Source organism: Paenarthrobacter sp. 4246 (assembly GCF_040546855.1).
In the GTDB taxonomy this organism is placed as follows: Bacteria; Actinomycetota; Actinomycetes; order Actinomycetales; family Micrococcaceae; genus Arthrobacter.
In genome coordinates this window covers 152,015-166,802 of record NZ_JBEPOP010000011.1, presented here as the reverse complement: position 1 = coordinate 166,802, position 14,788 = coordinate 152,015, and the positions used below count along the sequence as shown (strand labels likewise).

The window sequence follows — 14,788 nt, the reverse complement described above, 5'->3', positions numbered from 1 at the left end:
GCACATTGGGTGGTGAGCGCGGGGATACAAAAAGAGAAGACCGCAAATTACCGGTCTTCTCTTTAAAGGCACGCCAGCGGAACTCTGCCACTGCCCGTCGTCGTCCGCTGTTCCCCGGGCTACTTCGTGAGTGCCTCCTCCAACCAGGACCTCAACACCGGCGCGGGAGCCGCACCGGCCTGCCTAGCGACGATCTTGCCGTCAACGATGACCATCAACGTTGGCACTGCCTGTATTGCGAACCTGGCGGAAAGCTGCGGCGAGTGGTCCACATCGACCTTCACAAGTTTGATCTGCCCAGCGCGTTCGTGGGCCAACGTGTCCAGCACGGGGCTCACCACCCGGCACGGTCCACACCACACCGCCCAAAAGTCCACCAACACCGGAACGCCTGCCTGTTCGGCGATCGCACTGAAGTCATCGTCGCCCGCTTCAACCACCCAAGGAAGCTCCCTGTGGCAGTTCCCACAGCGCGGTCGGCCGTCAGCGGCGGCCGGAACGCGGTTCGACTTGCCGCAATGAGGACATTTAATGATGGCTTTGTTCATGTGGTTCCGGCCTCCGTAAGCTCTGTTGTGCTGTATTCAACCACGAGCTCGTTTCCGGACACGGTCACGCTGACCACTCCGCCTTCCGCGATGCTGCCTCGCAGCAGGGCCCGACCCACTTGTGTTTCGACCACATGGGAAATATACCGGCGCAGCGGCCGGGCTCCGTAGACCGGATCGAAGCCGCGTTCAGCAATCTGAAGGCGTGCCTCTTCGGCCAAGTGCAGCTCAATTTGCTGCTCGGCCAGCCGCTGCCGCAGCTGCTGGAACAGCAAATCAACGATTAGTTCGATTTGTGGCAGACCCAAGGGTGCGAACAAAACCGTGTCGTCGACACGGTTAAGGAACTCGGGTCGGAAATGAGCCCTGAGCTCACCCAGCACCATGCCGCGCGCCTCATCGGTGATCGTCCCGCCTTCCGCCGAGCCTTCCAAGAGATACTGGGAGCCGATATTTGAGGTCATGATGATGACAGTGTTGCGGAAATCAACGGTCCGGCCCTGCGAGTCCGTAATCCGCCCGTCGTCGAGAACCTGCAGCAAGGTGTTGAAGATGTCCGGATGGGCCTTTTCAACCTCGTCGAACAGCACCACCGAGTAGGGCTTCCGGCGTACCGCTTCCGTGAGTTGCCCTCCTTCGTCGTAGCCGATGTAGCCCGGTGGTGCCCCCAGCAGGCGGCTCACTGTGTGGCGCTCCTGATACTCGCTCATGTCCAGCCGGATCATTGCGCTCTCGCTGTCGAATAGCGATGCAGCCAATGCCTTGGCAAGCTCGGTCTTCCCGACGCCCGTGGGGCCGAGGAAGATGAAGGATCCGATTGGCCTGCGGGGATCCCGGATACCGGAGCGGGCCCTGATGATGGCATCCGACACCGCGTCAATAGCTTCTTCCTGCCCGACGACGCGGGTACGCAGGATTTCATCCAGATGCAGGACTTTTTCACGTTCGCCCTGCTTCAGCCGGGCGACCGGTATCCCGGTCCAGGCCGCCACGATGTCGGCGATCTCGTCCTCGGTCACCACCTCGCGGAGCAAACGATTTTCACCTTGTTTCGCGGTAAGTCGTTCCTCTTCGCTGGCCAGCCGCCGTTCGAGGTCGGCAAGTCGGCCGTAGCGCAGCTCTGCCGCCAGGTTGAGGTCGTAGTTTCGTTCGGCTTCCTCAGCTTCCAGCCGCGCCCGTTCCAGTTCTGTACGTATTTCCTGCAGCTTGTGGATTGCCTGCCGTTCGGCTTCCCACTGGGCCCTCTTGGCGTCCGCTTCGGCGCGCAAGTCAGCCAACTCACGCCTTAGTTCCGTCAGCCGGGCCTTGCTGGCCGGGTCGGTTTCCTTGGCGAGTGCAGCTTCTTCGATTTCGAGCCGCGTCACCTTTCGGGTGAGCTCATCCAGTTCCGCCGGCATCGAGTCAATTTCCGTCCTGAGCCGGGCGCACGCTTCATCCACAAGGTCGATGGCCTTGTCCGGAAGAAACCGGTCAGTGATGTACCGGTGGGAAAGGGAGGCCGCAGCCACAAGGGCACTATCCTGGATCCGTACGCCGTGGAATACCTCGAGGCGCTCCCTCAAGCCTCGAAGGATTGAAATGGCGTCTTCGACGTCGGGTTCCTCAACCGTGACCGGCTGGAAGCGGCGCTCCAATGCGGGATCAGACTCGATGTGTTTGCGGTATTCGTCGAGCGTGGTGGCGCCGATCATGTGCAGCTCCCCGCGGGCCAACATGGGCTTAAGCATGTTACCGGCGTCCATCGACCCCTCGGAAGCGCCTGCCCCGACGACGGTGTGCAGTTCGTCCACAAAGAGCAGGATCCTTCCTTCTGCCGCCAGCACCTCGGCCAGCACCGCCTTCAACCGCTCTTCGAATTCGCCGCGGTACTTGGCACCGGCCACGAGGGCACTCAGGTCCAGCGAGAAAATGGTCTTGTTCTTCAGACCTTCCGGTACATCCTGCCGGACGATCCGCTGGGCCAGTCCCTCCACGATGGCGGTCTTGCCGACTCCAGGCTCGCCGATTAGCACCGGGTTGTTTTTGGTCTTGCGTGAGAGTATCTGGACAACCCGCCGAATTTCCGCGTCGCGGCCGATGACGGGATCCAACTTTCCGGTACGCGCGTCCGCCACCAAATCGCGGCCGTACTTCTCCAGTGCTTCATAGGTTTGCTCCGGCGTTGCCGAGGTTACGCGCTGGTTTCCCCTGACCTGGGTCAGGACCGACAGGAACGCCTCGCGGGTAATGCCGTGCTCAGCCAGCACCCTGCCGGCTGCAGTGGACCGTCCTTCCTCGGCCAGCGCAACCAGCAGGTGCTCCACCGAGACGTACTCGTCTTTAAGCCGTTTGGCTTCACGTTCAGCGGCATCGAGGAGTGCGCCAAGCCTACGGCTGACGTACACCTGGCCGGGCGCTGCGCCTGGCCCCGTGACTTTCGGTTTCTTTCGCAGCTCGGTCTCGACCGCCCTGTTCAGCTCCTCCACGTCAATCTGCATGCCCACGAGCAGCCGGGGGACCAGTCCCCCCTCCTGTTCCAGCAGGGCCGCAAGAAGGTGCTCCCCGTCGGTCTCGGTATGGCCGTGTTGCCGGGCGATCCGCTGTGCCCCCGCCAACGCCTCGTGCGACTTCTGGGTAAAGCTCTCCATGTTCATCGCGAAGCAGTCCTTTCCACGTACGAGACTTCAACCAAACGTCGTTCCAGCGCGTCTACCCTCGCCAGCAAATCCAGTACCAGCGGGATTGCCGCATAGTTCAGCGAAAGCTCCGAATGCAGCCGCAGGATGCGCGCAATCAGTTCCGGAGCCCTCGGAGAGAACCAGGGGCCGCCAGGACCATCGCCTCCCAGCGGCCGGACCAGATCCAACTCCACGAACCTCAGGACGACGTCAGAGTGGACACCGCTGCTGCGAGCCACCGCTTCAAGACTCAGGCGCCACGGATAGGCGAGCGGATATTCCCGGCTCATAACAGCCCCTCCCTCGGGTGAAAGTCGGACACGGCTGAAAGCTGCTCGTAGAGCTTGCGCACCTCACCACTCAACCGCGGGGGCACCATGACGCGGATCTCCGCGTAGAGGTTCCCCGGGTGGCCCTTCGGATCGGGCACTCCCTGCCCGCGAAGCCGAAGTCTGCGTCCGCTGGACGATCCTTCGGGAACGGTAATGGTCACCGGGCCGCCGGGCGCGTTGACCTTGATCTTGGCCCCGAGGGCAGCTTCCGACGGAGTGACGGGAAGGTCGAAATGGATGTCCCGGCCCTTGAGACGGAATCTTGCGTCCGGCTGGATGCGCACTGACAGGAAGAGATCCCCCGGCCGACCCCCATCGCGGCCAACGGCACCCTCCCCCGCGAGCCGGATGCGCTGGCCGTCCACCACACCGGGGGGCACGTCGACGTCGTAGTTCCGCGTCTCGCCACCCGGCTCTGTCAGGCGAACCGTGCGCCGTCCGCCGCGGATCGCTTCTTCCAGGGTCAGCCGAAGCTCTGCCTCATGGTCTGAGCCAGGCGCCGGACCCATCCCCTGCTGACGGAACCAGCCACCAAGCAGATCCTCCCAATCAACGTCGCCTCCCATGTCGACATGGGCGCCGCCGTACGCGCCGCTTCCCGGACGGGGACCCGGGCGCGGACCACCGGAACCCGGCCCCGTGCCGCCGCCCTCGGAACCAGCACCGCGACCGGCATACTGCCGGAATTCCGTGCCGAAACGGTCATAGCGCGCCCTGGTTTCGGGATCAGATAAAGTATCGTACGCCTCGCCTATCTCCTTGAACTTGTCCGCAGCATCCGGCTCACGGTTGACGTCCGGATGGTATTTTCTTGCCAGTTTGCGGTAGGCCCGCTGGATTGCATCCGGCTGTGCCGTGCGAGGGACGCCGAGCACTGAGTAGTGATCCTTAGCCACGGTCAGCGTTCACCGCCCGGCTCACCACGACGGCGGCAGGCCTGAGGACGGTATCAGTCCCGCCGTAGCCCGGGCGCAGAACGTTGAGCACTGTCCCCGGCGGAACGTCGTCCGTCTCCGTCACGCTCACCACCTCGTGAATCCGCGGGTCAAAGGGGACATTCTCGCCGTCGATCCGCGGGTACCCCAGGCGGGCCAGGATCTCGATGGCCTGAGTACGGATAGCGGCCAGGCCGTCGACGAGGGGGTCCCTGGCAGAGGGGGCATGCGCGAGTGCAAGTTCCAGATTGTCCAAGACAGGCAGCCAAAGCAGCGAGACCGCTGCGCGCTCCTGGGCCCTTAGCTGTGAAGCCTCCCGGGCAGCGCGTTTTCGAATGTTGTCTGCGTCAGCCAGCGCGCGGCGCCAAAGATCCTCCATCTTGGCCAGCGCTTCCGCCGGCACCCCCGTCCCGGTTGCGGTTGCGCCGGCTGAGGCGGCTTCTGCCCCATCACTCCCTGGATCGGCGTGCCCATCCAGCCCTGTGTGGTCGCTCACGGCCGCACCTAGCCACGATCGAATTCTGCATCGACAATGTCATCCTCATCCACATTGTCAGAGGACCCGTGCTGAGACACAGGTCCCGGGCCCGCCCCCGCACCGGCCACGGAGGCGGCCGAGGCACTCAACGCTGACTGCAACTGTTGAAGCTCGGAAATCAGTTCCCTCGCGGCGCCAACGTCCGTCTGGTTACTGACGGCATCCCGCGCCTGACCAACCAGTAGTTCAGCTCGGGCCTTATCGTGCACCGGGACTGCGTCACCAAGCTCATTGACGGCCCGTTCAACGCGATAGGCCACCGCATCGAGTTCATTGAGAGTGTCAATGCGTTCCCGATTCTGCACATCCTCGCTTCTGTGGGACTCGGCCTCGGCAATCATGCGCTCGACTTCCCTGGCGTCGAGGTTGGAGCCCTCGCTGATCGTGATGCCTTGTTCCTTGCCCGTGTCCTTGTCACGGGCGGTGACGTTGAGAATCCCGTTTGCGTCGACGTCGAACGTGACCTCAACCTGTGGTTCGCCGCGAGGTGCTGGTCGGATATCGGTCAGCTGGAAACGGCCCAAAACCCGATTATCCGCAGCCATTTCCCTTTCCCCCTGCAGGACCACGACGTCCACGGCGGGCTGGTTATCATCGGCAGTGGAGAATACTTCGCTGCGCCTTGCGGGGATGGTCGTGTTGCGCTCGATGATCTTTGTCATCACACCGCCGCGGGTCTCTACTCCCAGCGAAAGCGGCACGACGTCCAGTAGCAAGACATCCGAGACCTCGCCCTTGAGCACTCCGGCCTGAATCGCCGCGCCGATGGCCACGACTTCGTCCGGATTGACGCTCATATTAGGGTCTTTTCCACCGGTCAGGCGCCGAACAACGTTCTGTACCGCGGGAATGCGGGTGGAGCCGCCGACCAAAATCACTTCATCGATGTCATTGGCGGTAACTTTGGCATCCGTCATCGCCTGTTTGACTGGATCCATGGTCCTTTCCACCAGGTCATGGGTGATGTCTTCAAAAACGGAGCGCCGAACGGTGGTCGTCAGATGCTTGGGGCCTGTCGCATCCGCAGTGACGAAAGGAAGGCTCACCTGTGTCTGGGTCACAGAACTTAGCTCGACCTTCGCTTTCTCGGCCGCTTCGAACAGCCGTTGCAGTGCCTGCGCATCCGCCCGAAGATCGATGCCCTCCTGCTTCTGGAAATCGTCGGCCAAGTAATCGACAAGGCGGCGGTCGAAATCGTCCCCGCCAAGGTGCGTGTCGCCGGCCGTGGATCGGACCTCCACAACGCCGTCGCCGACATCCAGCAGGCTCACGTCAAAAGTTCCTCCGCCCAGGTCAAAAACCAAAACCGTCTCATGCTGACGTTTGTCGATGCCGTAGGCCAGGGCAGCTGCGGTAGGTTCGTTGATGATCCGCAGGACTTCCAACCCCGCAATTTTTCCAGCGTCCTTGGTCGCTGTGCGCTGTGCATCGTTGAAGTACGCAGGAACCGTAATGACAGCTTCCGTTACCTTCTCACCCAACTGCTTCGCGGCGTCGTCCACTAGCTTACGGAGGACGAGCGCGCTCACTTCCTCAGGTGCAACTTTCTTACCCTGCACTTGGAAACGCGCCACACCGTTGTCGTCCGCCACCACGTCGAAACTCACCGCCTTGGCCTCATCAGTGATCTCATCATTGTGACGGCCGATAAATCGCTTGGCAGACGTGATGGTTCCCTTCGGGTTGAGGATCGCCTGCCGGCGAGCGAGTTGCCCCACAAGCCGTTCCCCACTGTCGGTGTAAGCCACAACAGACGGGGTCGTCCGCGCTCCTTCCGCGTTGGGAATGACGCGTGCCTCCCCACCTTCCCAGACAGCAATCACCGAGTTGGTTGTTCCGAGATCAATTCCTACTGCCTTGCCCATGACACACTCCGGTCCTAGAGGACGCGACCGGCCCTGCGACGATGTCCGCCCGAGGTTGCACCGCATGACGTACGCGCCGCTGAGCCAAAAGCTCAAGGTTTTCATGGCTGGGTCATGCAGACTTATGAGGTTGAGTCTGCCCCTCGGACGGGAGAGCCGCATGACCCTGTGAGGTCAGATATGCGCCATCGAACTGACCTGTCATGCGAAGGGACCAGGAGCGTGGAGTCCAAGGCACTGAAATAGTAGGGAACCGCCCAGCAGCTGGCCGGACCATTCGAGGGTCACGGGCACGTGAACCACTTGACAGGCAGCCGAGCCGGGTCTACTACTGGGCTTTATCTGGTGCACCCGCTCGCAGGGCCGGATGGTACCTACGCCATCGGTCAATGCCGACGTACCATCTCTGTTGGCCCTCACGGCCGGTCGGCTCCATGGACGAACCAACATAGGAGCCGACATGGCTACACGAATTCCTGACCCGCATCTCGCGCACATTAATCCGGTCAGGGTTCGCACACCGCAAGGCTGCGAGGAATGTCTCTCCCTGGGTACTCCCTGGGTTCACCTTAGGCTGTGTCTGACCTGCGGCCATGTAGGGTGTTGTGATTCCTCCCCCATGCGGCACGCCAGAGCCCACGCCACGGAGTTGCATCCAATCGTTCTTTCCATGGAGCCCGGCGAAAACTGGCGTTGGTGCTATCCCCATGAGGCGTTTGTCTAAGAAATCGACGGGTGCACCCAGCTGATGCAGCCTTTTGCAGACTCTGCGCCGGCCGAAACACCGGATGTTTCTGGCGCCTATCCGCGGCTGAGCCATGCCCAGATCGAACTGCTTAACCGCGTCGGCGCTATAAGGGCAATAACAGCGGGAGAAGTCCTCACGCCGGAGGGCGAGCCCGGAGGTGATTTCTTCGTCATACTGCAGGGCAAAGTTCTGGTCGTGGAGGGGCTGCATGACGTTCACAGCAAACAACACGCGGAGCTGGGTCCGGACACCCGAATCCTCGAAGTCCACGGTCCGGGGCGGTTCCTCGGTGAACTGGGCTTGGTCGAGGGGCAACCGGCCTTTGTCAGCAGTGTGTCCGCCGAAGCTTCTGAAGTCCTCCAGATCAGCGGGGATGATCTGCGCCGTGTGGTCCTGACTGACGCCGCGGTGGGCGAGACCATCCTGCGTGCCTATCTTCAGCGCAGAGTCCTGCTGATCGGCTCTGGCGCAGGGATCCGGATCGTTGGCTCCCGCTTCAGCCGGGACACCCTTCGCCTCCTTGAGTTCTCAGCATCCAATCGCTTGCCTCATCGGCTGGTTGATCTGGAGAACGACGACCAAGCACAAGCCATCCTGGACCGGGCCGGTATCCTCGCAAGTGACCTTCCCGCAGTGGTGCTGAATGCTTCGCAAGTCCTCAGGAACCCGTCAAATGCAGACCTGGCACTCGCCACAGGCTTGCGCGCTGTCAAAGAACATTCGGCCCCATACGATCTCATGGTGATCGGGGCTGGCCCGGCCGGCCTGGCAGCCGCAGTCTACGCAGCGTCCGACGGCTTGTCCGTCGTCCTCAAAGAAAGCGTCGGATTGGGTGGGCAGGCCGGAACGTCGCCGCGGATCGAAAACTTCCTGGGCTTCCCCGCCGGCATCTCCGGCGGCGAACTCACTGAAAGGGCGATCCTTCAGGCCCGTAAATTCGGGGTCCAAATTAACGTCGCGTGCGGGGCACGCACCATCGAATTGAGGGACGGCGAGTTCCGCGCCGAGTTTGACGGCAGCGGCCCTGCCTCCTCGCGGGCAGCGTTGCTGGCGACTGGGGTCCGCTACCGCCGCCTGCCGATCCCTGGGCTTGAGGAACTGGAGGGAAGCAGTGTCTTCTACGCCGCCACAGTCCATGAAGCCAGACTCTGCGGGTCGCAGGCAGTGACAGTCGTCGGCGGTGGAAACTCCGCCGGTCAAGCCGCGCTTTTCCTGGCCGGAACCGGAGCAGCAGTACGTTTGGTGGTGCGGGGGGCAGACCTACGCGCGGACATGTCCCGATACCTCGCGGAACGGATCGAAGAGCAACCCGCCATAACGGTACTGCTGGGGGCCACCATCGTGGGCGTGGGTGGTTCAGGCGAACTCGAGCGGATCGTGGTCAATCTGCGCACCACAGGTGAACGACGCATCTTCGAATCCCGCTACCTCTTCATTTTCATCGGTGCTGTGCCGCACACAGAATGGTTGCAAGGTATCCTCGCGCTGGATGACCAAGGCTTTGTTCTGACCGGGGCTGATCTCGAGGACCTCCCTCCGGAGTCCAGCCATCTGGGGCGCAGGCGCCTGCCCCTTGAAACAAGCCTCCCCGGGATGTTCGCGGTCGGGGACGTTCGACATGGATCGGTGAAACGCGTAACAGCTGCTGCCGGCGAAGGATCAACAGCCGTAGCAATGATCCACGAGCACCTGCGCATCCTCCGCGATGGACCAATTGGCAGGCCAACGACAACATCTTAACATTGGCGCCATACGGGCGTAGGTTGGTGGTGCAATGCTGATCCAGCCCGTGCCGCATCGGCCGCAGAGTGGGCGGGGCCGGCAAGAGAGGATGGATCCTCTATCGGACCCACCCTTCGTTGGATAGTGGGCCCCGGACTGCCGTCCATCCAGGCATGTGTCCACTCCTTAACGCCCTCCGGACAGACACGAGGATCAAATGATTGATCGACGTGCGGCAGAAGAGTTCCTTAACACTGCCGCGCAAGCAGTATCGGAGTTGTCGTTCTGTGAAGTCCAGGACCGCTACCTCGCAGTGGATGGCCAGCTGAATCCCGTCCTCGCAGGCACGGCGGTTCCCCAGGATTATGACCTCCGACTCCTCAACGGCAATGACGCAGTTCTGCCATGCGCAACGCCGGGGTGGCGATACGCACTGTTCACCGTTAGCGAGGGCGAACTGAACGGATGCTTGGTACTGTCCGCCACCGAACCTCCGGACGGTCCGCAGCTGACACAGCTCCGAAAGATTGCGGGGATGGCCACCAGGACTGGCGCCACGGTTTCCCCCGCCGAATCCCGGGATGACGCAATGGGTCAGACGAGCCACAATGTGGACCTCGACCAACATCTGCTGTCCCTCTCGGCGCGAGTCCTTGAGCTGGAAGAACAAGACCGTATCCGGGATGCTTTGGACCAAGGTGCGACCCGCGACCTCGGGCAAAATGACACCAGGGAGGGATTCCTGGCGGAGGTCCTTTCACGGCTGACAGGGCGTCCCATCTATATTGAAGACGCATTCGGGAAGATCGCTGCGGAAGCGGGGATCGGGTCGACGTACCCCTACCCCAAGCTGACCGCGGCGGCCAGGTCGCGCACGGCCCAACTCTGGATGTCCTCTGGCTCACCAGTCCGCGAACCCCGAAGGCTCGTCGCCGTTGCTCTGTCGCACAGTGAGGTTCTGGGAGCTGTTTGCATGTTGGAAACCGAGCTGCCGATCACAGCTGCCAACGTCTTCGCCTTGAAGTATGCCACGCGGCTCTTGGAAGCAGAGTTGTCGCACCGCCGCGCCCTTGCCCTGCTGGAACTAAAGCTGGGGCGGGACCTCGTGGACGAACTCGTATCCGGGATGGAACCCACCAACGCAGGCGTTCGTACCGCGGCATTGGGCTATGACATCAAGGGTCCGCAACACGTCATCGTTACTGTGTGGGAACCGCCGCGAACTGACGATACGGTCGTGGTCGCACTGCGCCGCACGCTCCAGGAACTCCATTCATCCGCACTGGTATCACGGCGCTCGGACATGGTAATTGCTGTAGTACAAGGAGACCCGTTGGGTGCGGAGGTCTTTTCAGTCCTGGCCAAAACCCTGCGAAGTGCCACCGGCTCCATGGGCATCGGCGGTCCATGCCTGGATGTCGGCCACATTCCGCGTTCCTTTTCGGAAGCCTTGCACGCGTTGCATATTCGATCCTCTTCAATTGATTGCTACGGCCTCACCCGCTTTGATCAACTGGGGATCTACCGGATCCTGGACACAGCCGGGAGCGAACCGGACCTGGGGGGCTACGTCGACGAGTGGCTTGGCACGCTCCAGCGTTCCGACGACAGCCGGGGGTCTGACCTGGTTCAAACCTTGGCCCAATACCTTGACCACGGCGGCAACTACGACAGTACAGCCGAAAGTCTGGCCATCCATCGAAGCACCCTGCGCTACCGCTTGAACTCCATTCGGCAGGTCACCGGCTTCGACCTTGCCGATCCCGAGACCCGCCTGAACCTGCACGTCGCGACGCGAGCATGGCGCCTGCGTCCGCACGGCGACCCGTTTCACATCCCCTAGCCACGTTGTGATCGTGCAGAGCGACCGTGAGCATGCCCACAAAGTCAAACAAGGATAAGCGGTATCCAGGGTGACGGTGACACTCATTTGGTAACGACACTGAACCAAGGGAGGCAAAGGCGTGCCGGACCATTCGGGTGATGCTAACCCCAAAATCGCACGTACGCTGGGCGTCCTCGCCGAACCGGAGGTCACTGCTGAGTTCGCCGAGCGCAATGGGCGCGAAGTGCGCGATCTGCTCAACCTTGCCGATGAGCGCCATGTCTGGTCCGTGGTCGTCGAATACCAGGACTTTACTGCCGGCAATGGGTTGGCGCCCATGCTGAACTCCTTAGCCAAGCACCGCAGTCTCCGCGCCTGGGATGTCATGGTCTGCCTAACCGATCTTCCGATTCGTCTGGATGGCCGGACTGTCGTAGCGGAAGTAGCGCTTGAAGAACAAATTTCCTTGGTTTCCTTGCCTGCCCTCGGCGCCGTCAACATCGACCGCCGGGTCCGCACTGCCGTCGTCGATCTCAGCTGGGCAATGCACCGCCCCTTCGATCCCGAGGATAACGTCGTGGAGTTCGGTCCACCTTCCTTCCACGAATCCAGGCACATTCAGACCACCGTTCCCGACCAAGGGCCGATTGGGTTCCGCTACGTCTCCGCAACCCGCCTCGGCCGGGGACGGTTGCTGGCGGGCATGCTGCGGGCGAACCGCCCTTGGCGACTCGTCTTTGGACTGAGAAGCGCAATGGCCGCCGCGATCGCTACGGGCGCCTTTGCACTTGTCACGGACACCATTTGGCAGCTCGCTGACCTCCTCGGGGCACCAAGGCTGACTTTGCTGATGGCGCTTTCCATCAGTTCAATGGTGTTCTGGATCATCGCCCAGCACGACTTGTGGGAAGGATCCAAACGCAACGATGCCCTCGAACGATACAAGGCTTCCTTGTACAACATCTCGACCGTGTGGTCACTGGCAATCGGCGTCGTGATCAGCTATACCCTCTTGTTCGTCGCCGTGCTGCTGGCCGCAGCGTTCACCATCGACAATGCCCTGTTGGCGTTGACCCTGCAACATCCAGTAACTGTGTGGGACTTTGCTGAAGTCGCATGGATGACCACCTCTGCGGCGCTTATCGGTGGAGCGTTGGGCTCGGGGTTCGAGTCAAAGGACGACATCCTTCGAGCCGCGTACGGTCAGCGGGAACGCCATCGTCGCCAGTCGGTCGACGACGGCGAATGAGCCCGTCATGCCGGAGACTGCTATTTCGCACTGAGTCATGCCCGCTAAGACCGGCGATGCAGTGGCCCTGACTTGTCACCCGTTGGCTCAAAGGAAGCACCAACGCAAGCGACTTCACCTGGACCTCAGCAAAGTGGCCACTTCCGCGCGAGTAGTCCGACCGTCCGCGGATGCATCTGTTGACCAGCCGCAGGTAGTATTTACTGTCGGTCAGCCACCCCCACAACATGATTACTCACTGTCGCAGGGACGCGTCGCGTTGAATCCAGTTCCAGCCAGAAAGTCCCACCCCATGGAAAACACACCTCTCGACGATTCGGCTGGCGGCCCGGATGTGTCACCTCATGACCAACTACGACGCTACGCCGTTCCGGTTGGGCTCACTCCCGAGGAAAAGTTCGAACACTGGCGGAGTTGGTACGGCAGTGCAATCGACGCTCCCGTTCGGTTGGAGAAGACCGGCAAACTGGTGGGGACGAGTTTCAATCCCACCGCAGTAAGTCTTGACGGTCCCGGCTTCAGCCTCGTTGACGTCACAAATGAACCCGCCAATTGCTTCTGGAACGGGCAGACATTGCCCAGCGACTGGCTTATATATTTCAGGACTGCATGCAACAAGTTCAGCTTCTCGGGACGCTCGGAGTCCGTCTCTCCCGGAACAGTCAGGTTCTTTGATCTTTCTTTGCCAGGCAACTTCCATGCACCAGCCGGATTCAGCGCCGTACGCGTCCACTTCGATCCGGACCTGCTGGGCTTGGATGAGAAAGCGATGAAACGGCTGAAAGGGCTGGCAGACATCAGGGAAAATCCCATACTGCGTGGGCTGATTCTTCCTGCCTTGTCGGGCTGGCAGGGCTCGGTCATTGCGAAGGAGATTCAGCATCTCCAACCGGTCGTCCGATCGATGATGCTGGCTCTGGTCAGCTCCTTGCTCGAGGCCCGGGCCGATCCCGACGATCTCAGGCTGGCCCGCATCGCATCGATCAAGAAATTCGTGCGCAAGAACTTCAGAAATCCTGCGCTCACTGTTGACGAGGTCGTGGCATATTCTTTTCTCTCGCGCCGAGCGCTCTACTATCTTTTCGACGACGAAAGCCTTCAGGTCAGCGGACACATCCGCGCCCTCCGAACCTTGGAAGCCATTGAGCTCCTCGCCGAAGCAACTGCCTGGAGACGTTCCCTGACCGACATCGCCGGCGCCAGCGGGTTCACAAGCCTCCCCGCCATGCGGCGCGCCGTCAAGGAATTCACTGGCCTCTCGCTAAGGGATGCGCAGGAGAGCCCTGTGCTCCTGCGAACTCGAGCCGACGAATTAAGAAAACAGACCGAGCTGTGAACCGTCGGGCTGAAGCTTGCCCTGCATGAAATCGCCAGACCGCATTGTGTCAGAGTGATAAGCCCGGAGACTCGGCGTCGGATTCGGAGGGGCACCGGAGCCGGTGGACATCAATGTACTCGCCGACGGTCGCGGCCCCTTACTCCCAAGGATCAGCCCTGGATATGGTGACGATCGTCAATCCCACATGTTGGCGACCCGTTCTGCAACCGCGACCAGTCCGCGGGAAGTACGGATGGTCGTCCCAACAGGTACCCCTGCCCGGTGTCCACCCCCAGCTCAGCGAGCGTAGCCAGTTCCGAACTGGTTTCGATCCCCTCGGCGACCAGCCCCGCCCCAACGTGTGAAGCGAAACTGAGCATCGCCGCGAACAGAGCTTTCTGGCCGGGGTTGTCATCGATTCCTGCGACAATCGACCGGTCAAGTTTGATGAGCTCCGGGCTGAGCCTCAGGATGTGTCGCATGGATGAGAACCCGGCTCCGACGTCATCAATAGCTATTCGTACCCCGGCGCTTCTCAGTGGGGCTAGTGCCGCCGTGAGACGGGCGTAGTCAGCCACGGGTGAGCGCTCCGTCAGCTCAACGACGATTCGTTCGGGCCTGAGACCTGATTTCCCCACGATCCCACTTAGCCTCAGGTCAAGGCACGCAGATGGGGAAAGATTGACGGCCACGTAGACGTGGGCAGGAAGACGCGCTGCGGCGGTCAGTGCTGTTTCCAGGGCAAGGAACTCGACTTCGAGGCCGCGACCGATGGACTCTGCGTCTGCGAACCACTGATCCGGAGGCCTGAAGGGAGGGTCCATGAACCGCGTGAGCGCTTCGGCGCCGACGATCTCGCCCGTCCCCAAATGACATATCGGCTGGAACACGGTAATCAGTGACCGGGTCGCAAACAAGGATTCGACGCGTGCAGCGACGTCCTGGTCCCCGTGCTTCGGCGCACGAGGGGCCTCCGCGGTCTTGAGCTCCGTGAGGCCGGAGGTGTGTGACACTTCGATGAGCCCACCATGTCGTGTCCGTATGAGTTGCC

General features: G+C 61.6%; 12 protein-coding genes. 5 read left to right on the top strand and 7 right to left on the bottom strand.

Translation table 11 applies throughout. The features are described 5' to 3' along the window. Positions 1-119: 119 nt before the first annotated feature. The 6 genes from trxA to dnaK are packed head-to-tail and all read right to left on the bottom strand — an operon-like array spanning position 120 to position 6,875. On the bottom strand, positions 120-548 hold the full coding sequence (trxA, locus tag ABIE35_RS19035; protein WP_354517355.1) for a thioredoxin: 429 nt from the start codon (positions 546-548) through the stop codon (positions 120-122). After that, the gene (clpB, locus tag ABIE35_RS19030; RefSeq protein WP_354517353.1) at positions 545-3,181 is read right to left on the bottom strand and encodes an ATP-dependent chaperone ClpB; all 2,637 of its coding nucleotides are present in this window, start codon (positions 3,179-3,181) and stop codon (positions 545-547) included. Before clpB ends, trxA begins: the two co-directional genes overlap by 4 nt. Then, complete coding sequence (locus ABIE35_RS19025) at positions 3,178-3,495, bottom strand: chaperone modulator CbpM (protein ID WP_354517352.1); 318 nt, start codon at positions 3,493-3,495, stop codon at positions 3,178-3,180. Before ABIE35_RS19025 ends, clpB begins: the two co-directional genes overlap by 4 nt. Beyond that, positions 3,492-4,433, bottom strand: a complete 942-nt coding sequence (locus ABIE35_RS19020) for a DnaJ C-terminal domain-containing protein (protein ID WP_354517350.1) — start codon at positions 4,431-4,433, stop codon at positions 3,492-3,494. The genes ABIE35_RS19025 and ABIE35_RS19020 overlap by 4 nt, the downstream gene beginning before the upstream one ends. Next, the gene (locus ABIE35_RS19015; RefSeq protein ID WP_354517348.1) at positions 4,426-4,968 is read right to left on the bottom strand and encodes a nucleotide exchange factor GrpE; all 543 of its coding nucleotides are present in this window, start codon (positions 4,966-4,968) and stop codon (positions 4,426-4,428) included. The genes ABIE35_RS19020 and ABIE35_RS19015 overlap by 8 nt, the downstream gene beginning before the upstream one ends. Positions 4,969-4,976: 8 nt before the next feature. Beyond that, positions 4,977-6,875: a molecular chaperone DnaK gene (dnaK, locus tag ABIE35_RS19010; protein ID WP_354517346.1), complete on the bottom strand. Its 1,899-nt coding sequence runs from the start codon at positions 6,873-6,875 to the stop codon at positions 4,977-4,979. A 367-nt stretch (positions 6,876-7,242) separates the two neighbouring features. Between dnaK and ABIE35_RS19005 the strand changes: the two genes are divergently transcribed. From ABIE35_RS19005 to ABIE35_RS18985, 5 genes are all read left to right on the top strand, one after another. Next, positions 7,243-7,599: a UBP-type zinc finger domain-containing protein gene (locus ABIE35_RS19005; protein ID WP_354517345.1), complete on the top strand. Its 357-nt coding sequence runs from the start codon at positions 7,243-7,245 to the stop codon at positions 7,597-7,599. Between the two features lie 24 nt (positions 7,600-7,623). Beyond that, positions 7,624-9,363, top strand: a complete 1,740-nt coding sequence (locus ABIE35_RS19000) for an FAD-dependent oxidoreductase (protein ID WP_354517343.1) — start codon at positions 7,624-7,626, stop codon at positions 9,361-9,363. A 199-nt stretch (positions 9,364-9,562) separates the two neighbouring features. After that, complete coding sequence (locus ABIE35_RS18995; RefSeq protein WP_354517342.1) at positions 9,563-11,188, top strand: PucR family transcriptional regulator; 1,626 nt, start codon at positions 9,563-9,565, stop codon at positions 11,186-11,188. 121 nt (positions 11,189-11,309) lie between these two features. After that, positions 11,310-12,419 (top strand): hypothetical protein, encoded by a 1,110-nt coding sequence (locus ABIE35_RS18990; RefSeq protein ID WP_354517340.1) that lies wholly within the window; start codon positions 11,310-11,312, stop codon positions 12,417-12,419. Between the two features lie 448 nt (positions 12,420-12,867). Next, entirely contained in the window at positions 12,868-13,755 is an 888-nt protein-coding gene (locus tag ABIE35_RS18985; protein ID WP_354517338.1) for an AraC family transcriptional regulator, read from the top strand. Positions 13,756-13,907: 152 nt separating this feature from the next. Here ABIE35_RS18985 and ABIE35_RS18980 read toward each other — a convergent pair whose 3' ends face one another. Next, positions 13,908-14,750, bottom strand: coding sequence for an EAL domain-containing protein (locus ABIE35_RS18980; protein ID WP_354517336.1), 843 nt, complete (start codon positions 14,748-14,750; stop codon positions 13,908-13,910). Positions 14,751-14,788: the final 38 nt, after the last annotated feature.